The sequence below is a fragment of the Streptomyces sp. NPDC093094 genome (assembly GCF_044754345.1).
Taxonomy (GTDB): Bacteria; Actinomycetota; Actinomycetes; order Streptomycetales; family Streptomycetaceae; genus Streptomyces.
On the sequence record NZ_JBIVOX010000008.1, the window covers coordinates 187,436 to 213,302 of the forward strand.

25 protein-coding genes and 1 pseudogene are annotated in these 25,867 nt (G+C 69.0%); 9 read left to right on the top strand and 17 right to left on the bottom strand.

The features are described 5' to 3' along the window. Positions 1 to 12: 12 nt before the first annotated feature. From ACIQGV_RS18970 to ACIQGV_RS19000, 7 genes are all read right to left on the bottom strand, one after another. A complete protein-coding gene (locus tag ACIQGV_RS18970; protein ID WP_402496172.1) occupies positions 13 to 195 on the bottom strand; it encodes a hypothetical protein in 183 nt (60 codons plus the stop codon). A gap of 26 nt (positions 196 to 221) precedes the next feature. After that, positions 222 to 623: a hypothetical protein gene (locus ACIQGV_RS18975; protein ID WP_402496173.1), complete on the bottom strand. Its 402-nt coding sequence runs from the start codon at positions 621 to 623 to the stop codon at positions 222 to 224. Positions 624 to 642: 19 nt separating this feature from the next. Continuing rightward, the gene (locus ACIQGV_RS18980) at positions 643 to 1,959 is read right to left on the bottom strand and encodes a hypothetical protein (protein ID WP_402496174.1); all 1,317 of its coding nucleotides are present in this window, start codon (positions 1,957 to 1,959) and stop codon (positions 643 to 645) included. A gap of 48 nt (positions 1,960 to 2,007) precedes the next feature. After that, positions 2,008 to 2,835, bottom strand: a complete 828-nt coding sequence (locus ACIQGV_RS18985; RefSeq protein WP_402496175.1) for a hypothetical protein — start codon at positions 2,833 to 2,835, stop codon at positions 2,008 to 2,010. A gap of 358 nt (positions 2,836 to 3,193) precedes the next feature. Then, entirely contained in the window at positions 3,194 to 3,541 is a 348-nt protein-coding gene (locus tag ACIQGV_RS18990) for a hypothetical protein (protein ID WP_402496176.1), read from the bottom strand. Then, entirely contained in the window at positions 3,538 to 3,801 is a 264-nt protein-coding gene (locus ACIQGV_RS18995) for a hypothetical protein (protein ID WP_402496177.1), read from the bottom strand. The genes ACIQGV_RS18990 and ACIQGV_RS18995 overlap by 4 nt, the downstream gene beginning before the upstream one ends. A 46-nt stretch (positions 3,802 to 3,847) precedes the next feature. Next, positions 3,848 to 4,756, bottom strand: coding sequence for a LysR family transcriptional regulator (locus ACIQGV_RS19000; RefSeq protein WP_402496178.1), 909 nt, complete (start codon positions 4,754 to 4,756; stop codon positions 3,848 to 3,850). A gap of 120 nt (positions 4,757 to 4,876) precedes the next feature. Between ACIQGV_RS19000 and ACIQGV_RS19005 the strand changes: the two genes are divergently transcribed. Continuing rightward, the gene (locus ACIQGV_RS19005; protein WP_402496388.1) at positions 4,877 to 5,758 is read left to right on the top strand and encodes an NmrA family NAD(P)-binding protein; all 882 of its coding nucleotides are present in this window, start codon (positions 4,877 to 4,879) and stop codon (positions 5,756 to 5,758) included. Between the two features lie 186 nt (positions 5,759 to 5,944). Here ACIQGV_RS19005 and ACIQGV_RS19010 read toward each other — a convergent pair whose 3' ends face one another. Next, entirely contained in the window at positions 5,945 to 6,928 is a 984-nt protein-coding gene (locus ACIQGV_RS19010; protein WP_402496179.1) for a DMT family transporter, read from the bottom strand. Between the two features lie 57 nt (positions 6,929 to 6,985). Here ACIQGV_RS19010 and ACIQGV_RS19015 point away from each other — a divergent pair, with 57 nt between their 5' ends. Next, positions 6,986 to 7,855: an AraC family transcriptional regulator gene (locus ACIQGV_RS19015; RefSeq protein ID WP_402496180.1), complete on the top strand. Its 870-nt coding sequence runs from the start codon at positions 6,986 to 6,988 to the stop codon at positions 7,853 to 7,855. Positions 7,856 to 8,568: 713 nt separating this feature from the next. Next, the gene (locus ACIQGV_RS19020) at positions 8,569 to 9,798 is read left to right on the top strand and encodes an MFS transporter (protein ID WP_402496181.1); all 1,230 of its coding nucleotides are present in this window, start codon (positions 8,569 to 8,571) and stop codon (positions 9,796 to 9,798) included. Between the two features lie 651 nt (positions 9,799 to 10,449). On the opposite strand, the gene ACIQGV_RS19025 is transcribed toward ACIQGV_RS19020, so the two are convergent. The 4 genes from ACIQGV_RS19025 to ACIQGV_RS19040 all read right to left on the bottom strand — a co-directional run bounded on the left by ACIQGV_RS19025 (position 10,450) and on the right by ACIQGV_RS19040 (position 13,568). Further along, positions 10,450 to 11,187, bottom strand: coding sequence for a hypothetical protein (locus ACIQGV_RS19025; RefSeq protein WP_402496182.1), 738 nt, complete (start codon positions 11,185 to 11,187; stop codon positions 10,450 to 10,452). Positions 11,188 to 11,287: 100 nt separating this feature from the next. Beyond that, positions 11,288 to 11,626: a hypothetical protein gene (locus tag ACIQGV_RS19030; RefSeq protein WP_402496183.1), complete on the bottom strand. Its 339-nt coding sequence runs from the start codon at positions 11,624 to 11,626 to the stop codon at positions 11,288 to 11,290. Between the two features lie 36 nt (positions 11,627 to 11,662). Further along, positions 11,663 to 12,442 (bottom strand): SDR family NAD(P)-dependent oxidoreductase, encoded by a 780-nt coding sequence (locus ACIQGV_RS19035; protein WP_402496184.1) that lies wholly within the window; start codon positions 12,440 to 12,442, stop codon positions 11,663 to 11,665. A gap of 85 nt (positions 12,443 to 12,527) precedes the next feature. After that, positions 12,528 to 13,568 carry an SDR family oxidoreductase gene (locus ACIQGV_RS19040; RefSeq protein ID WP_402496185.1) on the bottom strand — a complete coding sequence of 347 codons (1,041 nt, stop codon included), beginning with the start codon at positions 13,566 to 13,568 and terminating at the stop codon, positions 12,528 to 12,530. Positions 13,569 to 13,731: 163 nt separating this feature from the next. Between ACIQGV_RS19040 and ACIQGV_RS19045 the strand changes: the two genes are divergently transcribed. Further along, the gene (locus tag ACIQGV_RS19045) at positions 13,732 to 14,556 is read left to right on the top strand and encodes a helix-turn-helix domain-containing protein (RefSeq protein WP_402496186.1); all 825 of its coding nucleotides are present in this window, start codon (positions 13,732 to 13,734) and stop codon (positions 14,554 to 14,556) included. A gap of 620 nt (positions 14,557 to 15,176) precedes the next feature. Here the strand turns inward: ACIQGV_RS19045 and ACIQGV_RS19050 are convergent. Then, a complete protein-coding gene (locus ACIQGV_RS19050) occupies positions 15,177 to 16,826 on the bottom strand; it encodes a hypothetical protein (protein WP_402496187.1) in 1,650 nt (549 codons plus the stop codon). A 436-nt stretch (positions 16,827 to 17,262) separates the two neighbouring features. Between ACIQGV_RS19050 and ACIQGV_RS19055 the strand changes: the two genes are divergently transcribed. From ACIQGV_RS19055 to ACIQGV_RS19065, 3 genes are all read left to right on the top strand, one after another. Further along, positions 17,263 to 17,487: a hypothetical protein gene (locus tag ACIQGV_RS19055; RefSeq protein ID WP_402496188.1), complete on the top strand. Its 225-nt coding sequence runs from the start codon at positions 17,263 to 17,265 to the stop codon at positions 17,485 to 17,487. A gap of 25 nt (positions 17,488 to 17,512) precedes the next feature. Beyond that, positions 17,513 to 18,046, top strand: a complete 534-nt coding sequence (locus tag ACIQGV_RS19060) for a hypothetical protein (protein ID WP_402496189.1) — start codon at positions 17,513 to 17,515, stop codon at positions 18,044 to 18,046. A 576-nt stretch (positions 18,047 to 18,622) separates the two neighbouring features. Further along, entirely contained in the window at positions 18,623 to 19,423 is an 801-nt protein-coding gene (locus tag ACIQGV_RS19065) for an alpha/beta fold hydrolase (protein ID WP_402496190.1), read from the top strand. A gap of 381 nt (positions 19,424 to 19,804) precedes the next feature. Here the strand turns inward: ACIQGV_RS19065 and ACIQGV_RS19070 are convergent, their stop codons facing one another. The 3 genes from ACIQGV_RS19070 to ACIQGV_RS19080 all read right to left on the bottom strand — a co-directional run bounded on the left by ACIQGV_RS19070 (position 19,805) and on the right by ACIQGV_RS19080 (position 23,005). Continuing rightward, positions 19,805 to 20,317: an NUDIX domain-containing protein gene (locus tag ACIQGV_RS19070; RefSeq protein WP_402496191.1), complete on the bottom strand. Its 513-nt coding sequence runs from the start codon at positions 20,315 to 20,317 to the stop codon at positions 19,805 to 19,807. Between the two features lie 866 nt (positions 20,318 to 21,183). Beyond that, the gene (locus tag ACIQGV_RS19075) at positions 21,184 to 22,038 is read right to left on the bottom strand and encodes a hypothetical protein (RefSeq protein WP_402496192.1); all 855 of its coding nucleotides are present in this window, start codon (positions 22,036 to 22,038) and stop codon (positions 21,184 to 21,186) included. Between the two features lie 751 nt (positions 22,039 to 22,789). Continuing rightward, on the bottom strand, positions 22,790 to 23,005 hold the full coding sequence (locus ACIQGV_RS19080; RefSeq protein ID WP_402496193.1) for a hypothetical protein: 216 nt from the start codon (positions 23,003 to 23,005) through the stop codon (positions 22,790 to 22,792). Positions 23,006 to 23,238: 233 nt separating this feature from the next. Here ACIQGV_RS19080 and ACIQGV_RS19085 point away from each other — a divergent pair, with 233 nt between their 5' ends. Then, on the top strand, positions 23,239 to 24,246 hold the full coding sequence (locus ACIQGV_RS19085; RefSeq protein ID WP_402496194.1) for a helix-turn-helix domain-containing protein: 1,008 nt from the start codon (positions 23,239 to 23,241) through the stop codon (positions 24,244 to 24,246). Positions 24,247 to 24,282: 36 nt separating this feature from the next. Here the strand turns inward: ACIQGV_RS19085 and ACIQGV_RS19090 are convergent. Beyond that, positions 24,283 to 24,692 (bottom strand): annotated as a pseudogene (locus tag ACIQGV_RS19090) (LysR family transcriptional regulator); the annotation flags it as partial. 108 nt (positions 24,693 to 24,800) lie between these two features. Here ACIQGV_RS19090 and ACIQGV_RS19095 point away from each other — a divergent pair. After that, positions 24,801 to 25,310 (top strand): cupin domain-containing protein, encoded by a 510-nt coding sequence (locus ACIQGV_RS19095; protein ID WP_402496389.1) that lies wholly within the window; start codon positions 24,801 to 24,803, stop codon positions 25,308 to 25,310. The last annotated feature ends 557 nt before the right edge of the window (positions 25,311 to 25,867 follow it).

Sequence of the window (25,867 nt, forward strand, 5' to 3'; positions counted from 1 at the left end):
TCCGGGTACCGCTCAGCCCAACGCGCGGTAGAGCGCGTTCCAGACGTCCTGGAGGATGTCCTCCTTCATCTCCGTCGCACCGCCTCCGACCACGACCACCTCGACCGGGAAGTAGTAGTCGACCTGAGACGCCGCAGCCTCCAGGGCGTCCTGTTCCTGGGGCGGTGTTACGTGTTCCTCGTCGGGGATCGACATGACGCCCTCCGCGCCGTCACCGCGTACTACGTGTTGCGACTGGCGGTGGTCTGCAGGCAGATGCAGTTGAACGTGGTGGTCGGGACCCCGTCGACGACCACCGTGCTGGCCGCCGACGTGATGTAGCAGTCGGTGAAGGCGATGGACTGGAACGACCAGTCGTCGCCGGACTGCTGCTGGACGCTGATGGCGAACTGGGTGTGCTTCAGAGCCATCTCGGTGAGGGTCGCCACCGGTGGCCCGATCGCCTTGACGGCCATCGTGAAGGTGAAGGACTTCGGCTGGACCACGTAGGCGACGTTGTCCGCTTCGAGCGAGTGCAGCGGCTGGACCGGGACGTTGAAGGTGGGGTTGAACGAGTCGATGGGCGTGACCGGCTCCCCGTCGCGCGTCACCGCCAGTCGGGTGTCCCACTTGGCTCCGGGCATGATCTGTCAGCTCCCTTGTTCACCCGGTGAAGACGAGACCTATGGTGAGCCGGTGGATGGCGCCGGCGTAGACGACGACCACGCTCATGGGCACGGCCCGGCTGCTGCGGGCGTCCTTGATCTGTTGCCGCTCCGCGGGAGTCAGCATCGACTCGTCCCTGTCGAAGAGGCTGAGCAGTGGAATGACCACGTTGAAGTCCTCGATGACCTCCTGGAGCACCAGGGGGGACAGGACCGATTCCACCAGCGTCTGGACGGAGCGCAGCCCGACCCGGCTGACCCTCAGGTTCCCGATGCCCTGGATCAGGGACGCCTTGATCCGGAAGTTGACATCGTCCAGCGTGCGGACCGTGTCGATGTATGCCTTGTTGCCGCTCCTGTCCGCGGTGAGCCCCTCCCCCAGGTACAGCGCGCCGCCCGGGATCAGCACCGGCCTGGTGATCCAGTTGATCTGGCCTTCCATGAACTTGTCGATGTCGGATTCGGAGAACGTGTCGGGCATCGAGATGCCGATCGGCTTGAGCAGCATCGAGATGTGCGGCCGTTGCCCGGCGATGACCCCGGCGGCGGCCGCCGCGACGTCGTCGTCGGACTTGTGGGCCACCAGGAACATCCGCTCGTTCTTCACGGGCGCTTGGTTCAGGCGAACCGCCGCTTCCGCGGTGAGTGTGCGGTCCAGCATCGCCACTCCGATTCGTTCCTTGCCGTCTCCCTGGGGCCCGGCGACGTGCTTCGCCAGGTCCTCGACCGCCGGTCTGTTGGCCTCGTTGAGAGGAGTGTTGGCGAGCGTCACGATCTGGACGTCGAGTTTCGCCACCTCGTCCCGCAGCGCCTCCGCCCATTGCGGAGTGTCGAAGTCCACCTGGACGCCCCACACTTTGGTCGGAGGCGGCGACTGCCGGAACGCGATACCGATGGCCTGTTCCAGGTCGGTGCCGCGCTGGCGTACCGGCGCGTCGGCTTCGTGCCCTCTCTTCAGCGCCTGGTTGAGGGTCAGTTCGGAGGTGTTGGGGGGTGCCGCCGCGGCGGCGGCCTTGGTGACCGTGCGTTCCTCCCCGTCCGCCTCCGTCCCGATGCGCAGCTCGGTGCCCGGAGGCACAGCCGACACGGCGAGGGGGACGACGATCGTGTTCTTGCCCGCTTCGGCCTTCACCGCCAGCTTGGTGGAACCGCCCGGGTACGCCTTGGCCGCCTCGTCGGGGGACGAGAAGTCCTTGGCGGGCGACTTGTCGGTGCCGATGCCACCCTTGCCCACGACGGCAATGTCACCGAAGGCCCTCGTGGCGGGCGCGAACAGATCGCTCCTCGGTTCAACGGTGATGTATTTGACTGGCATCGACCGCTCCTTACCTGAGATGTGGATTCCTGTCGGCGCTCTCCGGCCTCACGGGATGGCCAGGTCCTCGAACGCGGCCACGAAGCCCTCGGCTGCCAGCACGCCGGACATCTGCTCCTCGGTCGCCGAAGCCGGGTCCGAAGTCCCGGGCGCTGCGGGAAACACCGCGAGCCAGGCACTGGCGGCAAGCAGTTCGCCGCCGTCGTACGCGTCGGGCCGCACGCTGGCCTGCTCCAGCGCGTGTCTTGCGCCGACCAGGCGGCGCAGTGCGGCAGCCAGGTCGAAGTCCGCGAAGAAGAGCACCGAGACGCTCAGCCGAAAGCGCCGGGCAGGGGCGGCCGGATCGAACGGTGAAGGCTCGGCGTAGTGCAGGTGGTACAGGTTCGCCGAGTCGGCCTGGAGTTCCCGGAAGTCGGCAGCGCCGGTCAGGCGGAGCAGTTCGTCGAGGCCGGGCCGGCCGAACTCCGTGACGAACTCGTCCTCGGTGAGCCGCGTGACCATCTCGGAGCCGATCGCTTCGAGTGCGCCGGATGTCGGCGCCACCTGCGTGGGCACGAACAGGTCGAGAGCCAGGTCGATCCAGTGGACAGGCGCCGTCGAGGGGATCTCCAGATCGGTCCGGGTCCGTTCGGGTGCCGGCAGCACCTTCTCCCAACTGCCCCGGACGGTGAGCGGCACCGCGATGGGCACCTGGAAGTGACGTTCTGTCACCACAGGTTGTCCGGTCGACCGGATCTCCAGAACACCCGGTTCGTAGACTGCGGCCATCAGACGTCTGACCCGGGTCATGGCCGTGTCGCCGGGAGGCACGAGAAGCTCGTCGACTTTGACCGGATCCTGATACCGGATCATGAGCCTGTCGGCGAATCCATTCATGTCTTGCTTCCGACGTGTCGATCAGACCGCATGGCGAGCGGAGAACTCGTGAAGGGGGACGCTTCCCGGCCGGTCGTCCGACACGGCGTCGTCGCGCGCGGCGTCACCCGCACTCTCCTGATCGGAATGATCAGGGACGCTGGGGGCATATGACCGCCGTCCCTTGAAGCGTAGGTCACCAGGGGGGCGACCGCATCTCGGATCTGGTTGACGACGCCTCAGGGCGCGGTTGCCCAAAGGCCCTCGGTCGTACTTCCGGTCCCACGTTCAGCCGCAGAACACGAGCGTCATCACTCCGTGCACTCGATCGAACACGTTCGGCGGTCCGGCCCTGCTTCGCCCTGACGGACACCAGGAATCAGGGTTTCGGCCTCGGAAGGACGATGTCCGTCATGGAGAGCACGAGGAGGAAGAAGCCCCGCCCTTCCCGGACCGTCCGCCGGTCGGCGGACAGCCCGCTCGTGTGCAGCCGGGCCTTCAGGACGTCGGCCAACTCGCGGTCCTCCTGGAGGTGATGACCGGCTTCGTGTGCCACGGAGAGCACATCGGGGAGGTGCTCGCTCTGGTGCCACGGCACGCCGATGATCGCGAACGGCAGCCGGCCGACCTCGGCGGCCTCCTCCCAGCAGGTCGCCTCCCGGATCGGACTGCCCTTCAGACGGCCGGGTCGAGCCCGGCTGCGCTGCCGGTGGTCGGCGCCCGTCACGAGAGCACGCAGACGGCGTACGTGGCGGGAACGGTGAACAGCGTCGTGCCGCCGACGGCGAGCCGGCCGGAGCCGGTCGCCGAGAACCGGCGTCGCACGGGCAGGCCGTAGGTGTCCGCCGGTGGCAGCCCGTCCCGTACGGCGGCGGCGAGGAGGTCGACGGACGGGTAGGTGCGGGACTCGCCCGGCCCGATGCCGAGGACGGCGGCGGCAGGAAGCTCCGCAAGGAGCCGGGCCGCGCGGATGCCGCGTCGCAGCATCCGCTCCGGGACGTCCAGCGGGGTGGCTTCCTTCGTCGGGCGCGGGTCAGGGTTGTGTGTTCTGTATGAGCGTTTCCGCTTGTACGTGCTGGACGGCTGCGACCGTGCAGGCTGCGCGCACGAAGGCGGCGACGGCCGGGGAGCGGGCGTCCTGGGGCCAGGCGACGGACAGGGTGACGTCAGGCAGGTCGCCGACCGGGCGGTAGGCGATGCCGGGACGCGGGTGGCGCCGGGCCACGGACATGGGCGCGAAGAAGACGAGGCTGCCGGTCTCGACGAGGCTGAAGATCTCCGACAGGTTCGACGCCGGTCGTGCCGCGCCGGGTCGAGGCCGCTGCTCGACGGAGCGCCCGTGATGTGCCGGCGCGCCTCCTGGGACCGTGCGGCCGGTCAGGTCGTCAAGACAGAGCGCGGTCCGGGCGGCCAGCGGGTCGGCGGCGGCCACGGCGACCAGGAGCGGTTCGCTCAGCAGCAGCTCGCTGTCCAGGCCACGGTCGTCGAACGGTGACAGGACGAGTCCCACGTCGGCGCGGCCGTCACGCAGAGCCTGCGGCTGCTCGCCGAAGCCTCCGAGGACCAGTTCCGACGGCAGCGAGGCGTCGTCGGCGTTGTAGGCGTCCAGGATCTGCGGCAGCAGACCGCCGTCGATGTCGGCTTTGAGGGCGATTCGCAGTCGCGGCGACGAACGGCCTGCCTCCCGGACTCGGTGGGCGGCAGCGCTGACCGCCTCCAGCGCCCTGCGGGCATCGCGCAGCAGGACCTCGCCGGCCGCGGTGAGCTCCACCTGCCGTGTGGTGCGCCGGAACAGAGTGACATCGAGCTGCCGCTCCAGGTCCCGGATCGCGCGGGACAACGGAGGCTGCGCCATCCCCAGCCGCTCAGCGGCGCGCCCGAAGTGCAGTTCCTCCGCGACGGCGACGAAATACCGCAGCTGCCGAACCTCCGGATCACTCATACCTCCAAGGTATCAATGCTGATCGATCTGGTCTTTCACATCCACCGTCCTGCCGGGTTGTACTCGAGGCGGCAACATCCGCGGCTGTCGCCGCCGGATCGTCTTTCACGGAGGTACAGCATGATCGTCATCACCACACCCACCGGCGACATCGGCCGACAGGTCATGGACAGGCTCCTGGACGCCGGGGAGGCAGTCCGTGCGATCGTCCGCGATCCCTCCCGCCTGCCGGAGCACGTGCGTGCGAGCGCCGAGATCGTGCAGGGTTCTCACGGCGACGCCGGCACGATCGCCAAGGCGCTCGAGGGCGCCGACCAAATGTTCTGGCTCGTGCCGCCGGCCGATCTCCGCGATGCCGGAGACGCCAGGCACTACTACCTGGACTTCACCCGGCACGCCGTCCAAGAGGCCGCGAAGCGGGACGTGCGCATGGTGGGCGTCACCTCCCTGGGACGCGGATACCCGGACAGGGCCGGGCTCCTGTCGGCCGCGCTGGCCATGGACGAGATGATCGAAGCCGGCGGCGTTCCCTACAGGGCCCTGGCCCTGCCGTTCTTCATGGAGAACCTGCTCCGCCAGGCCCAGGGAATCAAGGAGCGCGGAACGATCACCATGGCGAACGCTGCCGACCGGCCCCTGCCGACCGTCGCCACCCAAGACGTCGCCGATGCCGCCGCAGCCCTCCTTCTCGACACCTCCTGGAGCGGCCGGACGCGCGTCCCCCTGGTCAGCCCCGACAATCTGACCCCCGACGCCATGGCCGACGTCATCTCCCAGACCCTGGGTCACACCGTGCGCTATCACCAGGTCCCGCTCGCCGGCTTCCGGGCCACGATGGTGCAGCGCGGCGCGAGCCCGGCGCTGGCACAGGACATGGCCGACATGGTCCAGGCGCAGAACGACGGGATCTACGACGCCGAAACCCGAGACGCAGGCTCCACCGCTGCCACCGGGTTCCGCCGGTGGTGCCAGGACATCCTCGGCCCGGCCGTGCGTGCCTGACGCCTCATCGGTCTTCGGCGCACTGCTCGAACTGCCGCGCCATGGCTCTTTCGGCCATCGTCCCCCGGTCGAACAGCCACGGGCCGGGCACCGCCCGAAGCGGTGAACAACTGCTGCCACGTCTCGTGAACAGAGCCAGGGTCGTTCACGCGCCGGGCCGGACAACCGTCTGCGACGGCGAGGGTTTCATGCGGTATTCCCGTGACGGGGCATCTCGGTATCGGCCTGCGGCCGTTCGGCAGGGGTCGCGGGGGCCGTGCTGCGCGTCGGGAGCCTGCCCTGGGTGACGGCGAGAGCCGCTCCGCAGAGCAGAACCACTGCGCCCGTCGCCTGCAGCCGGCCGAAGGACTCGCCCAGGAGGAGAGTGGAGCACGCGGTGTTGACCACGGGGACGGTGAACATCATCAGAGAGGCGTTGGCCGGGCCCACCGCACCGACCCCACGGTAGTAGAGCAGGTTGGCGAGGGCTGCCGCGCCGACGGCAAGGTACACGGTGTTCAGCCAGACGCCGGCCGGCAACGCGCTCCAATGGACTTTCGTCATGTCCGGAGCGGCGAGTACGGCCAGAAGCACCGCGCCCGTGCAGGTGGCGTAGGTCGTGGCACGCAGCGGGTCGGCACCGGCGAGGACACGAGATCCCAGAAGTGTGTAGCCGGCCCAGCAGACGGCACTGAGCAGGAACAGCCCGTCACCCCACAGCCTGGATGAGCCTGCCTCCGCGCCGCTGCCGGCTCCGGCGAAGAAGACGAGGGCGCCGACCAGACCGAGAGCGAGGCCGGTCGTCCGGGCGGCACCGGCCCGCTCCTTGCCGGTGAGCAGCAGGAAGGCGCTGGTCAATATGGGGCTCATGACAGGGATCAGGATGCCGGCGTCGAGGGAGGGAGCCTGTGACAGGCCCCAGAAGAAGAAGCCGTTGTAGGCGAAGACACCCAGCACGCCAGCCGCCGCGGCCCGCCGTCCGCCACGGGCCGACACGCGTGCGCCACGGTCGCCGAACAACCGGACGGCGACGAGCAGCGCCAGGGCCGCACCGCCGAAACGCAGGACCGCTGCCACTTCGGGCGGCACGTACCGGACGACTGATTTGGAACTGGAGAAGGCGCTGCCCCACAGCACCATGGTCACCAGAAGTTGCAGATAGGGGTTGCTCAACCCGGCCTTCGCTCGCATGCCCTTGATCCAACAGGACGGCCATCGGGCTGACTTGAACGCTGGTGCGCAGGCATCATGGGATTCGTGGAGTCGGAGAACGGCACGAAGGCCGGTGCAGCGAACGGTTGGGCCCGGTACTGGCGTGACGGCTCTCGTCCGGTGGAGGCCATGCACGCGCACTTCTACGCGCACGTCTACACCCCGCACAGTCACGACACCTATTCCTTCGGCATCACGGATGCGGGGGCCCAGTCGTTCCGCTGTCGCGGAGCGGACCACACCAGTGGGGCGGGAATGGTCATGGCCTTCAATCCCGACGAGGTGCATGACGGCCGTGCGGCAGCCGAGATGGGATACCGGTACCGCATCGTGCACATAGGGCCGTCGGTGGTGTGCGGGATACTCGCCGACGCAGCCGACCGACCCGCCGGTGCCATGCCCCTGTTCGTACAGCCCGTGCTGAGCGGTCCGGTCATGACCGGCGCGCTGTCGAGGCTGCACGGCGCCTTGGCCGACAGCGCGAGCCGGCTGGTCCGGGAGGAGCTTCTGACCGCGGCCGTCCTCGCCATGGCGGAACACGGTGCCACGCGGGCCCCGCGCCTGCGGACCCTGGCGGGCCGGGCACAGTTTCGGGCCGCTCACCGCGCTCGCACCCTGCTCGACGCGGCGTTCCTCGAGCCACTCGCGGCGAACGACCTGGCCGAGGCAGCGGGGTGCAGCCGGTTCGCACTGTACCGCGCTTTCCGGGACCAGTACGGCATGCCGCCCAGTGCCTATCAGCGTCTCCTGCGACTGCGGCACGCGCGCGGCCTGCTCACCGGCGGTATGCCCCCGGCAGACGCGGCGGCGGCCGCCGGTTTCTCCGATCAGGCTCACTTCAACCGCTGGTTCAAGCGCGCCTACGGCATCACGCCGGGAACCTTCAGCCGCGCTGTGCTGCGCTGATGACGACCGCGCCGAACGGCCCGCCTGCAGTGTGACCCGCACTGCACCCTGGGGCGGGTCACCGTGGCCTCCGCCCTGAACGGCGAAGGACGGCCGAGCGCCCGGACGGCGCGATGGCTCGGCCCGGGGGAACGACGCCACGCGACAGAGGCTGCGGCGCCTGCTGGTGTTCGTGGCGGTGGTGCTGTTCCAGGTTGCGGTGATCGTCTGGGAGGTGGCGACGAAGGTGATGTGAGGGTGGTCCTGCCGAATGCCGGTAGGCAGGACCACCCGGACACCAGGGACCGGAGTCCGGAGGGCGGGTCCGTGTCCGTGTCCGTGTCCGTGTCCGTGTCCGTCCAGGCTCGCCACCACCGGGTGAGGGCGATGCAGGACGGCGGAGATCCTGATTCCAGGCGGTCACAGAACTCGTGTGCGAGCCGATCGGGCTCCGGTACCCTCACAGGACGCCGTCGCCCCGCGGGAACCAGGTGATGAGATCCGGGATTTCCTGACCTCGCGCCCACACCGGCTCCGAGATGTGCGCAACCGTTTCCAGGAGATGCACGCCACCGGTTCCGGCACTCGGCACCTCCACCGAGGACGGCCGCGGCGCCGGCGACGGCTCCCGGAGGGCCGGCCCGATGTCCTGCGCGAGGTACGGGCTGGAGGTTCCGGTCGACGGCGGGACCCAGCACCGATGATCACCGAAGTCACCAGGAGGAGCCCGCAGCATGACCGGCACCATGGAGACCCTTGGCGGGTCGGCTGCAGTCGACGATGCGGCACGAAGCGTCACGCGCCCGTTCTACGTATACGCCGTGCTCGCCAACTCTCTTTTCCAGCGTGGCGTATTCGTCCTCTTCCTGCAGCAGCGAGGCTTCTCCGCCGGGCAAGTGGCTCTCCTTCAGACGCTGCTCTACCTGGTCAGCGGACTTGCGGAGTTACCTACGGGAGTCATCGCCGACCGAATCGGCAGGCGTGCGAGCATCGTGATCGGCCAGGTGCTGACAGCTGGATGCCTGCTCGGCCAGGTGACGTCCTCCCACTACTGGGTGTTCCTGACGCTGTTCATCGGCCAGGGCGTGGGCATGGCATGTGTGTCCGGTTCGGACACCGCCCTGCTGTACGACCTGCTCGTGCGCCGTGGTGCAACGGCCGGCTACGTCAAGATCAGGTCCCGGTTCACCATGCTCGGGACGGTCACCTCGGGAACCGCCATCGTCCTCGGCGGCCAACTGCAGCAGTTTTCCTGGGGGGTCGTCTACGCCGGTTCGGCGGCGTGCCTCGTCCTGGCCGTGGTGGTGCTGATGTCACGGGTGCCCGAGATCCGCGGCGCGGACGCGGTGGACGAGCAGGACGGAGCCGAGGAGGAGCACGGCGACGCCACAGCATGGCGGGCGGTGCTTCGGGTCGCCACACCAGCGCTCGTGACACTTGTCGTGGTGTCCGGGTTGATGCATGCGACTCTGACGCCGTACATCATTTTTACGCAGAAGACCCTCTCCGACCAGGGAGCGGGCACCGCATCGGTCAGCGTGGTCATATCGGCGGGATTCTTCGTCGGCGGACTCACTCCCCTGCTGTCGGACCGCGCGAACCGGCGCATCGGGTATCGGGGCGTCGTCCCGGTGTCTCTCCTGACGCTCGCCGTGGCGCTCGGCCTGAGCGGCCTCGGCCTTGTCTGGGTCACCATCGCCGCGTTCCTGGTCCTGGGCAGAATTCCTGAGATCACCGCCGTGATCGTGGACAACGTGTTCAACGAGGCAGTGCCGTCGCGCCACCGGGCGAGCCTGCTGTCGATGATCGCATTCGTGGAGTCGGCCCTCATCGGCATCGGCTATCTCGTCCTCGGCGCGCTCATGGACGGGTTGGGCGCCGGTGCGGGCATGGCCACCTACGCCGCGCTCCCCCTGCTGGCATGTCTCCTGTGGCTCCCGGTGCTCTTCCGAGGGGCACGGTGACCACCGGGATCGAGAAGCCCGTCGGCCAAGAGGCATGCGGAGACGATCAGAGGGCCCCGAAGGACTGCGCCTGCGGCGGCGCGTCGGAGCGTGCCGTGGTCTCGGCCTGAGCTGCCGTCTCAAGTCCCTGGTGAGAGCTGGTGTCAGCCCGTCGCGATCAGCGCGACGGCAGGCGTCTGCTGTCTAAATCCTCATCGTCAGGCCGGAGTTGACGTGCCGTCAGAATGCAGTCTGTGCGGCCACCGGTGTTCGGGCTTGACGGTCCTCTCTCCGAGGACCCGTCGGTCGGACTTGCTGAGGCCGAATGAGAAGGACCAGTCGGCATCAGCCACCTGCCTCGCCAAGTTTCGGGCACCTTCTTGGTCACCAGCCCACTCCCGCATCATGGCGAGGCTGTACAGCCCGCTGCCGCTGCCGTTGTCCGCGGCTTGTCGGGCGAGTGCCTCGGCGCCCGCCCGGTCTCCAGCCACCTCTCGTAGCCCTGGACCACGAGGTTGAGCCAGAACCGCAGTAGTGACGTCGTCTTCAGACGGGTTCGGGAGTCGCTTCGTTCCACGGACGGGTGGTGTCGATGGGTTGGCGCAAGCACGGTGTGACGTGGCGGACGGTCCGTAAGACACTCGGCTCAGCCTGGCCCGAGCGTGGCCCGGTTCAGCTGTGCTGCATCCAGACGTTGGGCTCCTGATACACGCCCTCGTCGGCCGAGCGGTTGATCCGCAGGAGGCTGAGTCCATCAGGGATCACGTAGTCACCCGACTCGGGGAAGGCCATTCCGGTCCAGCGTTGCCACTCGGTAACCGTGCCGGTCATGGTCTGCGAAGCCGGAGCGGCCGACAGTATCTTGGCACCAAGACGCTGGTGGGTTCGGATCCAAGGGTCGAGAGCCATGCCGTCCTCACGGCTCCACCGCATGAAGTTCTCGATCGGTGTCAACGGATACCGGGCCTTCGTCGTCGGGCGGACCGGGGCTATGACCTGGTCCCATCCGGCTTGTCCTGCCGTCTGACGGAGTGCTTCAAGGGTCTTTCCCGCCAGTCCTCGTCCCTTCAGCGACGGGGTGACGATCGCTCCGCAGATCACGAGAGTGTTGGGTTCGGTTCCTTGCTCACGGCCCTCGACGGCGTGAACAAGAGCCTGGGTGTATCCCGTGGGGAGGGACTCAGGCAGCCCGTCCCAGCGAATCGGCACACCCCAGCCCGAGGCGACCGGAACATCGTGCTCATCGACCAGCACAAGGTTCAGATCGGCGAACCACTCACCGACCTTGCCTATGTACTCCTTCACCAGCCGGTCAGCAGTGATGAACTCCGGGAAGCCTTCGCTGAAAAGCTCCTTGAGATGCGCATCCTGCCAAGTACGTGAGTCGGTCCGTTCGATCTTCAGAATCATTGCCCGTTCATAGCACACCGCCTGTGAGCAGCCGCCCTCCCGATCAGTCCCGGTCACCCACAGTGCCGTCGATTCCCGTGAACGTCTACGAACGTTCGGATCACTCGCCGCCTCCCGAGCCGGCGGAGGTGCGCTTCCGCCCCTGGATCCCGACGCGGTCGAACTCCTCAAGTCCCGCATGAACTTCGCCCTGGCCGCGAAGCACGTCGGCCTCCTGCGCACCCTGCACGCCGGGTCCCGCGCCTTCGGCCGTGATCGGTGGCGCGAGACCCGTTCCGTCCGCACCGCCCTGGCCGAGGCACTGGAACTCGACGGCGACGTCCGGGAGGCCCTCGGCCTTCCGGGCGTGGAGATCGGCGCCGAAGCGGGGACGCCGTACGGCGTCGACGAGAACCTCGGCGGGTACGGGATGAAACGCTTGCGGGAGTGGCGCGGGCACCTCGCCGCGAAGTCGGCCGCCGCATCAGCGCAGGCGTCAGTTGCTGCGATAGCGGGTGGCCAGGCCGGTGCTCTGGCCGGCGAAGGCGGCCAGGCCGGCGGCGAAGACGTTCCCCAGGAGCCGGTGGTCCTCGACGCCTGGGGCGATGACGCTCTCGCCGAGTTCCAGGCCGCGCAGGGTGCCGGTGACGACGTCGGCGGCGCTCATACGCGGCACGGAGCTCAGGTCCATGCCCTGGACGGAGTGGAACTCGGTGGCGACCACGCCGGGGCACACGACATGGACGCGGACGCCGGAGTCCTCGACCTCGGCGGCCAGGGTCTGGGTCATGGCGACCAGGTAGGCGAGGGCGCCGGTGTAGACGGCGCGGCGCGGCATCCGGGACTTGTCGGCGGGGCCGGAGAACGCGATCATCCCGGCGACGTTGATGACGGTGCCCCTGCCCCGGTGCTGCATGCCGCCGACGGCTGCCCGCATCAGCTGGGTCGGTGCCAGGACCTTGACGCCGACCAGTTCACGGGCCTTGTCCGCGGGCAGGTCGGCCAGCGGCATGTAGTGGGCGACGCCCGCGTTGTTGACGAGGATGTCGAGCGGTTCGTCGGCGCAGTGGCGGGCCACGGTGTCGATGCCGTCGTCGCCGGACAGGTCGGCGGCGACCGTGCGTACGGTGACTTCGGGGTGGTCCGCGGCGAACGCGGCGAGGCGGTCCTGGCGGCGGCCGACGATGATCAGGTCGTAGCCGTCGGCGGCGAACCGCTCGGCGAATGCCTTGCCGATACCGGACGTCGCACCGGTGACGAGTGCGAGCTTGCTCATGGGATTTCTTCCCTTCGGGTCTTCCGGCTCTGCGACCGGGCCAGGAGTGCGGCAGCCGGGCGGGCCCGCCGTTCGGGGGCGGCCGTCAGCTCTTGACGAGGTTCTTGGCGAGCATGCTGCGGGCACAGGCGAGGACGGCTTCGTCCGGTGAGTGGGGCTGCCAGCTCAGCACGCGGCGTGCTCTGTCGTCCGAGATCTTCTTGATGTGGTTGAGGTCTGCCGCGACGGGCCGGAACTGCGGCGAGAAGACGGCCGCCACCCGTACGACCAGGTCGGGAATGGTCCGGGTCGGCACGCGGTGGGCGGCCTGTCCGAGATGCGCGGTCAGGATCGCCCCGATCTCGTGCATGGACATGGCCGGCCCGCCGGTGAGCAGAACACGCAGGCCCGCGGCCGTGGGGCTCGTCATGGCGGTGACATGGGCCTGGGCCACATCACGGACATCGACGACGGGCACCCACATGTTCGGGTATCCCGGCATCTCGCCGTTCAGGCTGCGCTGCACGATGTGGTTCGCACCGGATATCTGCGTGCCCAGTACAGGGCCCATGACCGCGACCGGCAGCAGCGTGACGAGTTCCATGCCGTCGCCCTGCGCCGCCATGAAGTCCCAGGCGTCACGCTCGGCGAGGATCTTGCTCTTGCCGTAGGCGTCCACACCGGGGCCGTCGAGCACCGACCAGTCGTCCTCGGTGAACACGCGGTCGGCGTGTCCGTGCCCGAAGCCGACCGCGTGGAAGGCCGAGGTCATCACCACGCGCTTGACGCCGGCGCCCCGTGCCGCGCGCAGCACGCGCAGGGTGCCCTCCCGCGCGGGGCCGATCACATCGTTGTCGTTCTTGACCTTCCCTGTGTGCACAGGCGAAGCGACGTGCAGGACGTAGTCGCATCCGCTCACGGCGTCGGACCAGCCGGCATCGCCGGTCAGGTCGGCGACGACGAAGCCGAGACGGTCACCCTGTGTCATTCCGGCGTCGGTCAGCGCCGCGCGCACAGCCGGTTCACGCTGCAGGGAGCGCACGGTGGTGCGCACGTGGTAGCCCTCCTCGAGCAGCCGCAGGATGCAGTGTCCGGCGATGAAACCGGACCCTCCGGTGACAAGGACACGCTCTTCACGGATCGGCATGACGCCCGCTTTCACTCACGAGGACTCAATCGCCCGCCTGCAACAGGCGGACCGGGTACGCCTCCGACCTTCGCCCCCGCCGGTGGGCTCAGCCAGGTCCCCGCTGATCCTGGGGAGTGACAGGACCCCCCTTCGCGGCCGGAGGACGGCATAACGTGGAGGGATGAGCGAGGAGCAGAACCTGCTGGGCAACTTTCTGCGCGCGCGGCGTGAGCTCGTGACACCCGAGGAGGCCGGGATCCCGGTCGTGGGCGTGCGCAGGGTGCCGGGGCTGCGCCGCGAGGAGGTGGCCATGCTGGCCGGCATCAGCGCCGACTACTACCTGCGCCTGGAGCGCGGCCGGGACCGCCGTCCGTCCCTGCAGGTCCTGGAATCCCTCGCTCGCGTCCTGAAACTCGACGACGACACCAGGTCCTACCTCGTCGGCCTGGCCGCCGACCGCCCCCGCCGCACCCGGCGCCGACGCCGGGAGGCGGTTCCGCCCGGCACAGCCCGCTTCGTCTCGCTGCTGCCGGTCCCCGCCTTTGTCGAGGGGCGCCATCTCGACGTCCTGGCCGCCAATCCGCTCGCCACCGCGCTCTCCCCGCGGATCGTGGCCGGCAACAACCGATTGCGGGACGTGTTCCTCGACCCCGCGGAACAGGACCTCTTCCCCGACTGGAAAGGGGCCGCAGCAGCGCTCCTGGCCGGCTTCCGCGAGGCGGTCGGCACCGACACGGACGACCCGCGCTGCATCGAACTCGTCGGGGAGCTCTCCCTGGCCAGTCCCCTCTTCCGGAAACTCTGGGCCCGGCACGACGTGCGGCCTCGTGGCAGTGCCACCGTGTGTTTCCAGCACCCTCAGGTCGGGGACATCACCCTCAGCCGGGAAAAGCTTCACATCACCGGAACCGACGGCATGATGCTCGTCGCGTTCCACCCCGCTCCTGGTACCGAGGACGCGGACAAGCTGACCCTGCTCCGATCGCTGGCCGGGCAGCAGGCATGAACCCTCGAAGGGGGCCTGCGCGGCACCCCCGGCGGCCGGTGGCCGCAGCGGTGCTCCTGAAACGTACGGTGCGGGGAGACCGCAGCGACCGGGGAAGCGGGCAGCGCGCCGTTCGATGAACGACGACACGTCTTCGGCGCCTCTGCCGCCGACCACCGCACATCGGGCGCCCGCCGCGAGCAGCACGCCCGCGCCGCCGACGAGGACCGGCGCACGGCCCTCCCCGCCCGGTGGTACGCCGCACGCCGGCGCACCGCCCCGCCCGCACCCCGCGCTGCTGGGCGTGCCGACAGGCTCTCCCGGCTCCCCGCCACGCACCGGACCAGGCCCGCGCCGTCACCCTGGCCGCCGACTCGGGCCGGCTCTTCACCCTGGAGAAACAGCAGCGCTCCGTCGACCGGGCACACGGCCCACGGCCCCGTACGCGTCGGCCCGCGCCCCGCCGGCACACTCCCCCGGCGACGGCAGCGCCCCGCCGCGGCTGTCCCGCAGCCCCACCGGCCACCGGGACAGAGCCCCACCCGCCGCCCGTCCCGACACCGTCGCCGACCGCTCCCGGACCACCGCCCGCCCCGGAGTCCGAAGCCGGACACACACCGCCCGAGAAGACGGCCGCGGGTTCAGGGGGAGTCGGATGCGGCTTCCGACGCCGCCTGAACCTCAGCGGTGAGTGGGTGGCCGAGGCCGAGCACCCGGACGCAGTCCTCGGTCAGTTCAGCGAAACTCTGTCCACGAGCTCCCGCACTGCTGCGGGACACGTGCAACAGACGGACTCTGAGCGTGACTTCATGGTCAGGCCCCAGAAGTCGTCGGGCATCGGCATGCAGGCTCTCAGGAGTTGCGTCCACGACCGGAGAACTGCCACCGGCATCCGTGTCGCCGGTCTTCAACAGGGCGAGCCGTATACGCAGCATGCTGAGGCTGTCCCAGCCCATGCATGCGTTTGCTGTCGCCAGGAGTTCGTGCCCGATCTCCCGTGCCTCGCAGACAGCGCCCTCGTCGTGCAGCGCCTCGGCACAGGTGAGTTTGATCTTCACTGCCTCGGGGTGCAGGTACCCGAGGATGCGGTCCGCTTCCGCAGCGTTGACGCGAGCGACGTCGACCGTTTCGGACAGGCGCTTCGACCCTCGCAGCACGGAGATCAGCGCCGACCGGGCCCACAGCACCCGCTGGTGGTCCGTGCCGAACCGCCCTTCGGTGTCCTCCAGTAGATTGACCGCGCAGTCGGTGGCCTCCGCCGTCTCACCGCAGCGGATCAGGCCCTCGACGACGCTGGCTCGTACCCACAGCACTATCGGGTGGTTCGGGCCCAGCAGTTCGGACAGACCGGGGATCTCATGGCGGAGGTAGTGGACCGCGGAGTTCCAGCCCCTGACTTGAGCGTCCGCGTACAGTGCGTCGATCCGGGCCAGGCTGAGATCGAGCGCGTCTACGGCCGGATCGCCTTGCCAGCGGGTGAGCAGCCTGTTCGCATGGTGCCGGGCGCCGTTCCAGTCGCCGGCGGTACCCACCCAGTAGACGAGCCGTCGCTCAGCCAGACGTGTGTAGGGCGAGTGGGGGCCGAGCATCTGACGGGAGTCTTCACAAACAGCCTTGGTCAGCCGCGCCGCCTCCCTCATCCAACCCGCCTCCCCGGCCCAGTACGCCGCTGTCTGCCGAGCGACGAGCGTGCCGAGGTGGTCGCCTCCGAGACGCTGGGCACAGCGCTGGACGAGCTCGTTGGCGTGCGAGGCGGCCGCCTCCGGACGGCCGGAGCGTCCCAGGTGCCGGATCGCCGTTGCCAGTTCAGCGATCTCCGGGGTGCGGGCGGGCCAGAGCTGCTCCGCCGGGGCCAGCCGCGCCAGCCCGGGGGCGTCGCCCTCTCCCGAGCCGTCGTCGTCCTGTTCGTCACCCCAGCCTTTCGTGACCGGGCGGGCAGTCTTCGACAGGGACTCCGACACCAGCATCGACCACCTGCGCGCCCACCGGTCCGCGTCCCGCCAGTCGGCGGGCAGAACGATGCCCAGCTCCCCGGCAGTCTTCAGGCAGACCGCGACGAAGGTCATGACACGGGGACGGTCGGCGACAGACACGTCGCCGCGCTTGAGCATGCGGTGAATCGTGGAGCGGGCAAGCACCACCATGCCCGCCGCGCCGGGAGGACCGAGCCGCTTCCCCTCACGGACCTGTCGCTCCGACAACTGCTCGATGCGCCCGTAGGAGAGGCCCACCAGGCGCTTCATGGCGCAGAGGTCGTCCATGAACGACATCAGCGTTCTCGTGCGCTGCATATCCCCCATCGACCACAACCCCCTTTCCAGCGCTGCATCTTCTTCGCACTACGTCTTCCCCGGACAGGCATCGGGCTACGCGGTCAGCGCGTTCCAGAACATCCCAATCGGGCGACCCCGACCGCCGGGATTCCGGGCCGCCGCCCGCAGGAGTAAGGGGCACGGGAGCACGGGAGCACGGGAGCACGGGAGCACGGGAGCACGGGAGCACGGGAGCACGGGAGCACGGGAGCACGGCGGTGAGGATGCGGTGTTCCCGTTGCGCCTGCGCCCCCTCCCGCGGACCGGCCCGAGCAGCGGAATCCGTGAGCCGTCCTGAACATCCCGAGATGTTCAGGCGGCAGGACCGGGTGTCCCGGCTGTCCGAGTCTGTCCCAGGCCGTGTGCGAAGAGTGGGACGGCGGCAGATTGAGGTCGAAGGGAGGCAGTGAGAGGCTTGGAGGACAAGACCGTGGACGCAGAGAACCTGCTGCTGATCATTGCAGCCGTGATGTGTACGACCGTTCGTCTCGCAGCCCGTGGCAGCGCGTTCACCGCGCCGCCGATCGGGATCGTCTTGAACGCACTGTGCCGCTGTGGGACGTTGGGAGCCACGGACGGCCGCGGTGAAGAGGTGGATCTTGTCGAGTGCTGCAGAACCGTCGGCAAGCGTGCGCTTTAGAGGCTGCTCGTGCATCTCCCACGAGATGCACGAGGCCGCCGTGCGGATCACGGACGCCGTGCAATGCCTCACCGGCCGGCCGGAATTCGTCCTGGCCATCGACGGTTCGTCCGGGGCCGGCAAGACAACACTGGCCGCATGCGTCGCAGCCCGGTCCGGGGCCGGCTTGTTCCACATGGACGACATCTACCCGGGCTGGACGGGCCTGGAGCGAGGTGCCCAGTACCTCGTCGACTGGATACTGCGCCCACTGGCGGAGCACCGCCCGGCCGTCTGGCGCAGATACGACTGGCACGCGGGGGCATACGCCGAGACCCACACGATCAGGCCCGGCGGACCACTGATCGTGGAGGGGGTCGGTTCATACAGTCTGCAGTCCGCGCCGTACCTCCACTCCGCGGTCTGGGTCGAGGCAGACGCACAGCAGCGCCGCACGCGCGTGGAATCCAGAGACGGCCACTCGACGACCCGGACATGGTCACTCTGGGCGGCACAGGAGCAGATGTTCCACCGCGAGCACGGCACACGCGAAGCGGCAGACTTCCTGATCCGCAATTGAGCCGCCGACCCCGTGCCGCCCGCCACCGAGTCACCCGTCGCACCGTCCTCCTCGTCAATCACAAGCCGACTGCAGACACAGATCCGAGAAGGCCCTTGAACTCGTTCACCTTCCCGAAGCCACCGCCCGCGCCGACTGCTGGCGGGCCCGACGAATCCCAGACCGTCGCCCTGGCCGACGACCGGGTCCGCGTCTTCCCCCGTTCTGCCCGCGCGGCGGCACGCCCCTCGGCAGCGAACTGACCGCTCGGGCAGTCAAGGCCGAAACGCCCGCCGCGGCCTGGCAGAGGCGAACTCCCTGCGCCCAGCAGCGCTGACAGGGAGCATGTCACCACCCTGTCGCCCGGGACGCCGTCCAGTGGATGATCAACGGTGCGTTCGACGCCACTTCCTTGATGAATGGTGGTGGCCGGTGTCCGGCACGCGGCCCGGTCAGAGGGCTTCCTTCAGGCCGCCTGCTCCCCGGTGCGGGTGTGACGAGCAGGCAGGTCCGCCCGTTTCGATCACCATCGACTCGTCGCGCACCCGGTCCGGTTGCGGCATGATCAAGACCAGCCGATCCGTCCGAGGAGCCGACATGGCATGGTCCGAACACGTGGTGGTGCGAGACGGCGTCCGGCTCGCCTGCCGGGACTGGGGCGGGCCCGGACAGCCCGTCGTGCTGCTGCACGGCCTGGCCGGTCACGCAGGTGAATGGGACATGCTGGCACGGAGGTTGAGCTCCGAACACCGGGTCGTCGCGGTCGACCAGCGCGGACACGGCGCCAGCGAACGCCACCCGCACGACGTCTCCCGCGCCGCCTACGTCGCCGATGTCATCGCTGTTGTCGATCAGCTGGCGCTGCAGCGGCCCGTCCTGGCCGGCCAGTCGCTGGGCGGACACACGGCCATGCTCACCGCTGCCGCGCACCCCGGGCTCGCCCGCGCGCTCGTGCTCGTCGAGGCCGGCCCAGGCGGTCCGAACCCGAACGGCCCGGTGGACGTCGGCAGATGGCTCGACTCGTGGCCGACACCGTTTCCCTCACGCGAGGCGGCAGCAGCCTTCCTCGGCGGCGGAGTCGTCGGCGAAGGCTGGGCAGCAGGGCTGGAGCAACGCGACGGTGGATGGTGGCCCCGCTTCGACAAGGACGTGATGATCCGCTCACTGGCAGAGAACGCCCAGCGTTCCTTCCTGCAGGAATGGAGGCAGATAACCTGCCCCACCCTGGTCGTCCTCGCACAGACCAGTTTCATCCCGGCCCAGGAAACCGACCAGATGCTCAGGCAGCGGCCCGCCACCCTCGCCATGAGCATCCCCGGCACAAACCACGACCTGCACCTGGAACAGCCTCACATCCTGCACACCGCCCTCACGGGCTTCCTCGAAAGCCTCTCCTGAAACTCCCCCACGGCCACGGCCACGGCCACACCGACGCCCCGACCCGTACGGCGATGCGGGCCCCGGCCCGGTCCGCCAGGGCCAGACCGACCGCAGACCGGGCACACGGCGCCGTCCGCGATGCATTGCACATCAACGCGCACTCTCTCGATGATCACGTCCATCGACAGCACCGCACGTCCGCGATCGACGGGAACAACAACTCCTTCAGCCGGAGCAGGAACTCTTCCACGGCCCCGAACTGTCGGCCCGACTCCCTTGGCCACGGACCGTTTTCGGGCGACTTCGCGTACGGCTCGCAGGAACCCGGCTGTCACTCGGAGTGGCCGCGCCGCAGAACCGGCCTGCTGTCCCGGTCCGGGCAGCCGGCCGCCGACGGGATCACCGTCCTGGACGACTCCCGCCACCCCGACAGGCGAGATACCGATCGAAAACCGCCTGGCTGTCAGGGGTGAAGGTCCACTGCTGCAGAGCCCGCCGCAGCTCGGACTCGGTCAGCCACCCGTGCCAGGCCACCTCTTCAGGATCGGGGGCGACGATCTCCGGAAGCACGGCATCGCACACCCCGAGCCAGTGAGGGCTGAGCCCGACCCGGTTGAGGAACTTGAACCGAAGGCACACTGTCGCCCGCACTCCCAGCTCCTCACCGAGCTCGCGGGCAGCTGCCTGCTCATAGGACTCGCCGACGCCTGCAGCGCCCCCGACCCCGAGCTCGTGGTGCCCTGGGAAACGGTACAGCTGCCCGGCACGCCGATGGACGAGAAAGCGGCCTTGCCCATCACGGCACACCACCGAGGCAACCCGGTGCAGCCAGCCCTCCCGAACAGCGTCCCGCCGACCGACCACCCCCAGCACACGGTCCTGAGCGTCAACGCGTTCCACGAGTTCATCCACGACGCACACGATCGCAGAACCCACTGACAACCACCCGGAATGACCGGACCGGCCCACAGTCAGCGCCCTCAGACCGACCTCACCCCACCGGACGAAGGGTCACACCCCTGTCTCGATTCTCAATGACCTGCCGCTTCCCCGTCTTCATGGGCGCCCGGTGCACACGGCCATGCTGAAGCAGGGCGAAGACTTACAGCGTCTCGGTGACCTGGGAAAACGCACGCCTTCGGACTGCCGGACACATACGCTCCATGCCGTGGCTGATCGAATACAGAAGATCGCGACGAACTCGTCCTGCTGCTCGTCCCGGTCGAGTGAGAGGGCACGCCCGTGGTGCCGGCGTGTACGGAGGTAGTCGAGGACACGGCGCGGGGTTTCCCTGATCCCGGAGGAATGAACCGCTTCCGGCCGTCCTCGGCAAGGAAGGGTTCGTGCACCGGACCCCAACCCTCACTCCTCTCTTCATGTGAAATACAGGCCGGGAGGAGCTGCCGGGCGGGATGCAGGCGGCGGCGCTGCCGGGGTTCACGAGTCTCAACTCCTTCTCCTCCAGCCTCTCCCAGGGCAACCTCCCCCACCTCGCCGAGCCCGACGCGCTCAGCGGCAAGTGCGTTCTGAAGGGCGTCGGAAGCGGCGAGGAGTTCCCCGAAACTCCGGCCGGTGAAGATGCTCTCCCACTCGATCAGCGCCTCTTCGGCATCGAAGTTGCCGTACACCAGCGCCTCGAAGACTCCGTCAGGGCCGCGATCCACGACCGCAGCCGCAGCTTCGTGACCCGGTGCCACGAAGAACTTGATGATGACGCTCACCGCGGCATGGCGCCTGCCCCACCGAGCCCGGTCCATCCGCCGTCGATCCATGCGGCATCAAGGAAGCCAACGCAACCGTGCATCGTCGGCCATCTGACAAGTCAGCCGGATCCCTCCGGACGAGGTCACCTGAGCGCCGTCCAGGTTGCACTTCCGATTGGGTTCGTTGCAGCTGCCCTTCTTATGGCCAGGTACATCGGCGCAGTTCAGCGTGTCGTGCGCCTCTTGCCCTTCCGGTGAAAGGTTGTCGTAGTCGCTCCCGTCATGTCGACCCGGCGAGTCGGAGAACGTGCTTCGAGGAGCGGTCTCCGTCCGGACCGGCGATGGCTGCTCCGTCGGTTCCGACTGCTCTACCGGCTCAACGGGGTGTTCCTTCGCCTGCTCGGCAGGCGATGCGGTGACGGTTTCGGTCGCCGTGGCCGTGGCCATGGCCGTCATCGTGACGGTGACCGCCGGAGCCGGGTGGGTCGCAGTCTCGGCCGTGGTCTGGGTTGCGCTTCGTCCCAGGCCAATGGCGATGACACTTGCTGCGACCACAGCAGCCACAGTGATCAGGCGCCGGGCACGGAGACGGGAGTGAGGAACGTACGGCAATCGAGTACCCCAGGACGTGAAGAAAGCTCGACGGGACTCGCTGGACGCCTCTTCACGGACAGCGCGGACGAGCTCTGCCTCCCCCGGGTCAAGACGCTGCGCGGCGGTTGGGGCGCCGTGTTCGAGGGGCTTGACCTCAGCGGGCTCCTTCTCGGGCTGCAGCATCCTGGAGAGAACCGCGTCCATCTGCGCACGACGTGTTTCCTGAACTTCCCGCTGCGCTCGGTCAGGATCCGACTCGGGGAGCGGGAACCTGCGACTCCAGTCGCTCTTGTGGCAGTTCGCGCAATTCGAGACGCCTTCGTTCTTGACGCGCATCAGCTGGCCTACGCCGTGCCCACAATGCGGGCATATGTGCCGAACCTCGGCCATGCCTCCCCCTCGATGACCTGCACATGCTTGAAGTGGCTCAAATGTAGATCACGAGTGGAGCGACTCCACTCCGCACCCTCGTCGGCTGGATTCTCGACTGATCGTCTCAGGATGAGCCGAACCGGGGTCTCGTGTTCGGCGATCTTGTTCGGCGGGGTGTCCGGTGCGCCTGCCGATCATGTTCCTGACGGCCGCGGGGGCGGGTGGCTCCGGGGTGGTCGCGCGCTCCTGAGCGAACGGCCCTCGTCCCCACCGGCATCCGACGGCAAGCCCGGATCATGGCTCAGCGCGACGACGCGACCCGCATCCGGGACGGCGGGAGGGTGCCTGCGCCCGCCGGCCGCCGACGCACACCGGCATCCGCCCCGAGGTCGACTCCGTCACCGGCGCCTCCTCCGGCACGGTTCCGGCCGTCGCCTCCATCACCGCGACCGCGCGCCGGGACCCGGCCGCACGCGCTCGGCGCCCCTCGGCCTCAGCGCCCGGCACTCCTCGGCGTCAGCGAGTGCCGTGGTCGCCCCGGCGCCGACAGCCACCGGTCCGTTCCCGGACGGCACCTGCTTCTGATCCCCCGGCCGCCCCGGCGCCGGCCCGCCCCGTCCTGCCGCCGACCACGCTCACGGAGCCCCTGACCGCTTCCGCCATGCACTGCACACGGACTCGCCGCCCGCCCCGTCCGGGCCAACAGGGCTGGCCCTCACCTACGGGCCACGATGCCGAACACTGCGGCCAGCGCGGCTCCGACCCCGCTGACCGCCGCGATCGGAGCGGTCAGCGAGGGGTGAGCCAGACAGAGATAGCCGGTGGCGCCGAGGACCAGGGTGACGACCAGGACCATGAGCAGTGTCTGCACTGGGTCCGGGCCGGGCGGGGCGGGCTGCCGGGACTGGGACTGCCGGTTGCTGGCGGACATCGGGGGTTCCCCTTCCGTGATCCCCGCGGACGGTCCACGGGCAGCGCACGGAGCCGAACTCCCGCGCCGACTCCAGACTTGGACGCAAGGCGGTCTTGCGGGAGAGGGAACGATGATTGCCGATGAACCGGCAACATGCGATCACCTCGGCCAAGTCGTTCCCGGGATGTCATCACTTGGGCGACAATCGGGCGGACCGCGCTGTCAGCGGACGGGACTTGCCGGGGGCAGACATGGACGAATCTGAAGAGCCGGCTGCGTACGCGTATGCAGCCGCGCTGAGGAAGGCAGTGAACTCCTACCGCAACGCCACCGGCAAGTCCCAGAAAACCGTGGCCGCCGACCTGCACCTCTCTGCGTCGACCCTCTCCCGGTACCTGAGCGGGGAACGACTCGCCCCGCGCGAGATCCTCTCCGCCGTCCGGGCATACGTCGAAGCGCAGGGCATGCCCCTGCCGCGCAAAGAGGCCGAAGAGCTGGACGAACTGTGCGAACAGGCGCACCTCTCCAGCAGATCCCCGGCAGTCCGGCAACTTGCCCGGCTCAGAGAAGACCTGACACACCTTCGCAAGCAACACCAGCAGGCGCTGCATATCGCAGAGGCGCGTTCAGCCGAAGTCCAAGAACATGCAGACCGTCTCGCCTCGCAGCTGGAACGGTCCCTGGCCCGCGCACAGACCGCAGAAGACGCCAACCGGATCCTCCGTAACCGGGGCACCGAGCGGGACGAGAAACTGCGCCACGCCCAGCGCTGCACCCGCGGCATCGAAGCCGAAATCGCCCAGCAACGGGAACAGACCCGCCTGCTCCTCCAGGAAGTCGGCGTACTGCGTGAGCAGAACCGCCGGCTCCTCGAAGAGCAGCAGACGGTTCCCGCACCGTCAACGCAGGTCGACCGGGACCAATGGGCCCAAGAGACCGCCGAGCAGCTCCTCTCCCTGTGGGACGAGCGCCGGGAACGAGAGCAGCTGCGGGCCCTGTGCGCTGACGCGAACCGCAACGACGTCTACCTCCTCGCCCTGCTTCTGGCAGAAAAACGGCCCGCCCTGGCGCAGGCGCTGACGCAGCAGGCCGGCGTGCGCTACTACGACCCGTCGGCAGGAGAGCCCAGCGCACTCAGACAGTGGTGGGCCCACGTGATGAGATACCGGCTCGAACCCCGCCCCCGCCTGCCACGCACCACACCACCCTTCAGTGGCCCGGACCCCTGCAACCCGTACAGCTACGGACCCGGGATGTGATGCCCGCGACCCGCGCGCACGTCACGTACGGCAGCGTCGGATCAGCGCGACGTCGACCGGTCCGGCGCGCGGCCCGCAGGTCGGGCCGGTCGGATCGGTGTCGCGGACGCGGACATCGACACCGGAGGTCCGGTGGCAGGAGGCGGCCGGCCCGGCCGCTTCCGGGCCGGTGCTGTCGCCCAGAACGCCGACGGTGACGGCCGCGACGCCGGCCGCCGCGCTCACGCGTACCCGGGTCCGGACCCGGTCGGCATGGTCGAGCAGGGCCCGCGCCTCGTCGAGCGGCACTGTGCCCACCGCAGTGAGCGTGCCCCACGTAGGCGAGCGAGTGAACAGCAGTGTCCGACGTCGGCCTCCGACTGGTCGATCACCCGGCTCGGCGGCGGCTGACTCATGTGCAGCCGGGTGGCCGCCCGGCCGAAGTGGAGCTTCCCGGCGACCGCCACGGAACAGCCCAAGGCCCGCAGCCCCGCGCTGCAACGATACCCACGAGGTATCGGAGCTGCGGGATGGGTCTTGGACAGCCCCGGGGCATCGGCGGTGAACTCGTGACCATGACCGAAGAGGCGAAGACCGAAGAGGCGAAGACCGATGAGCCGCAGACCCACCCCGCCGTATCGGTGGTGGGTCCCGGCGACGGCGAGACGATCGTTCTGGGCACCACCCGCATGCGCGTCCTGGAGGACGGCAGCCACACCGGGCATCGCCTCGCGATCGCCGAGTCCGTCCTCGCCCCGCACACCCAGGGACCGCCCCAGCACCGCCACGCCCGGCACGACGAAGGCTTCTACGTCTTGTCCGGCACCGTGCGGTTCACCGTCGGGGACGAGGACCACGACGCCACCACGGGCACGCTCGTGATGGTTCCGCCCGGCACCCCGCACACCTTCGCCAACCCGACCGACCAGCCCGCCGTCATGCTCAGCACGTTCACCCCCGACCTGTACGTGCAGTACTTCCGGGACCTCCAGGAAGCACTCGGCGGCGGCCGGCAGCTGACGCCACAGGCCGACATCGATGCGATGAACCGCTACGCGACCGAGCCAGCCTCCGACCTCGCCTGAAGCGGCACGGCCAAGGACGGTGGGCTGACGCAAGGCCGGAACCCCGTTCCCGCGGCGGATGCATGGCGCGCGAGGGGATCTCGACACAGAGCCTGCCGAACTGAAGAGATCGTTCGTGCGGCTGTTCGCAGCCGCACACAGATCGCACCGAAGGAAAGACCTCGATGCGATCACCGTCATTCCCGTCCCGCACCGGGGCACGCTCCGGCCCATACGGATCGCGGCTGACCGCCGCCCTCACCTCCACGCCGGCAGCGAGCCGGCCGATCTGCACAGACGCGTCCCGGTCCATGCTCCCGGCCACCGCACCGCATCACTCGATCACCCCGAGGTCGGCACACTGCGGTTGAACGGCGACTCCAGGCGGTCATGACCGGAATCCGGATCCCGAGAAGCGGACTCGGCAGGCCAAGGGACGTCTGACCAGGAAGAAGGAGAAGCGTAGGTGGACTTGTACTGACAACAAGAGCGGCCGGGCCTTACGGAGCTCCGCTCCTGCTCCGTCACGACGGCGACGCAGGCCCTTTCAGGGGACAAGGCTCCGGGCGGCAGGGCAG

Excerpts from the sequence above, each read along its gene's own strand:
- ACIQGV_RS19035 (WP_402496184.1), bottom strand. The coding sequence starts at position 12,442 with ATGAGCAAGCTCGCACTCGTCACCGGTGCGACGTCCGGTATCGGCAAG.
- ACIQGV_RS19085 (WP_402496194.1), top strand. The coding sequence starts at position 23,239 with ATGGACGAATCTGAAGAGCCGGCTGCGTACGCGTATGCAGCCGCGCTG.
- ACIQGV_RS19015 (WP_402496180.1), top strand. The coding sequence starts at position 6,986 with ATGGGATTCGTGGAGTCGGAGAACGGCACGAAGGCCGGTGCAGCGAAC.
- ACIQGV_RS18980 (WP_402496174.1), bottom strand. The coding sequence starts at position 1,959 with ATGCCAGTCAAATACATCACCGTTGAACCGAGGAGCGATCTGTTCGCG.
- ACIQGV_RS19050 (WP_402496187.1), bottom strand. The coding sequence starts at position 16,826 with ATGCAGCGCACGAGAACGCTGATGTCGTTCATGGACGACCTCTGCGCC.
- ACIQGV_RS18975 (WP_402496173.1), bottom strand. The coding sequence starts at position 623 with ATGCCCGGAGCCAAGTGGGACACCCGACTGGCGGTGACGCGCGACGGG.
- ACIQGV_RS19020 (WP_402496181.1), top strand. The coding sequence starts at position 8,569 with ATGACCGGCACCATGGAGACCCTTGGCGGGTCGGCTGCAGTCGACGAT.
- ACIQGV_RS19000 (WP_402496178.1), bottom strand. The coding sequence starts at position 4,756 with ATGAGTGATCCGGAGGTTCGGCAGCTGCGGTATTTCGTCGCCGTCGCG.
- ACIQGV_RS19075 (WP_402496192.1), bottom strand. The coding sequence starts at position 22,038 with ATGCGCGTCAAGAACGAAGGCGTCTCGAATTGCGCGAACTGCCACAAG.
- ACIQGV_RS19005 (WP_402496388.1), top strand. The coding sequence starts at position 4,877 with ATGATCGTCATCACCACACCCACCGGCGACATCGGCCGACAGGTCATG.
- ACIQGV_RS19045 (WP_402496186.1), top strand. The coding sequence starts at position 13,732 with ATGAGCGAGGAGCAGAACCTGCTGGGCAACTTTCTGCGCGCGCGGCGT.
- ACIQGV_RS18970 (WP_402496172.1), bottom strand. The coding sequence starts at position 195 with ATGTCGATCCCCGACGAGGAACACGTAACACCGCCCCAGGAACAGGAC.
- ACIQGV_RS19025 (WP_402496182.1), bottom strand. The coding sequence starts at position 11,187 with ATGATTCTGAAGATCGAACGGACCGACTCACGTACTTGGCAGGATGCG.
- ACIQGV_RS19080 (WP_402496193.1), bottom strand. The coding sequence starts at position 23,005 with ATGTCCGCCAGCAACCGGCAGTCCCAGTCCCGGCAGCCCGCCCCGCCC.
- ACIQGV_RS19040 (WP_402496185.1), bottom strand. The coding sequence starts at position 13,568 with ATGCCGATCCGTGAAGAGCGTGTCCTTGTCACCGGAGGGTCCGGTTTC.
- ACIQGV_RS19095 (WP_402496389.1), top strand. The coding sequence starts at position 24,801 with ATGACCGAAGAGGCGAAGACCGAAGAGGCGAAGACCGATGAGCCGCAG.
- ACIQGV_RS19065 (WP_402496190.1), top strand. The coding sequence starts at position 18,623 with ATGGCATGGTCCGAACACGTGGTGGTGCGAGACGGCGTCCGGCTCGCC.
- ACIQGV_RS18985 (WP_402496175.1), bottom strand. The coding sequence starts at position 2,835 with ATGAATGGATTCGCCGACAGGCTCATGATCCGGTATCAGGATCCGGTC.
- ACIQGV_RS19060 (WP_402496189.1), top strand. The coding sequence starts at position 17,513 with ATGCACGAGGCCGCCGTGCGGATCACGGACGCCGTGCAATGCCTCACC.
- ACIQGV_RS18995 (WP_402496177.1), bottom strand. The coding sequence starts at position 3,801 with ATGCTGCGACGCGGCATCCGCGCGGCCCGGCTCCTTGCGGAGCTTCCT.
- ACIQGV_RS19010 (WP_402496179.1), bottom strand. The coding sequence starts at position 6,928 with ATGCGAGCGAAGGCCGGGTTGAGCAACCCCTATCTGCAACTTCTGGTG.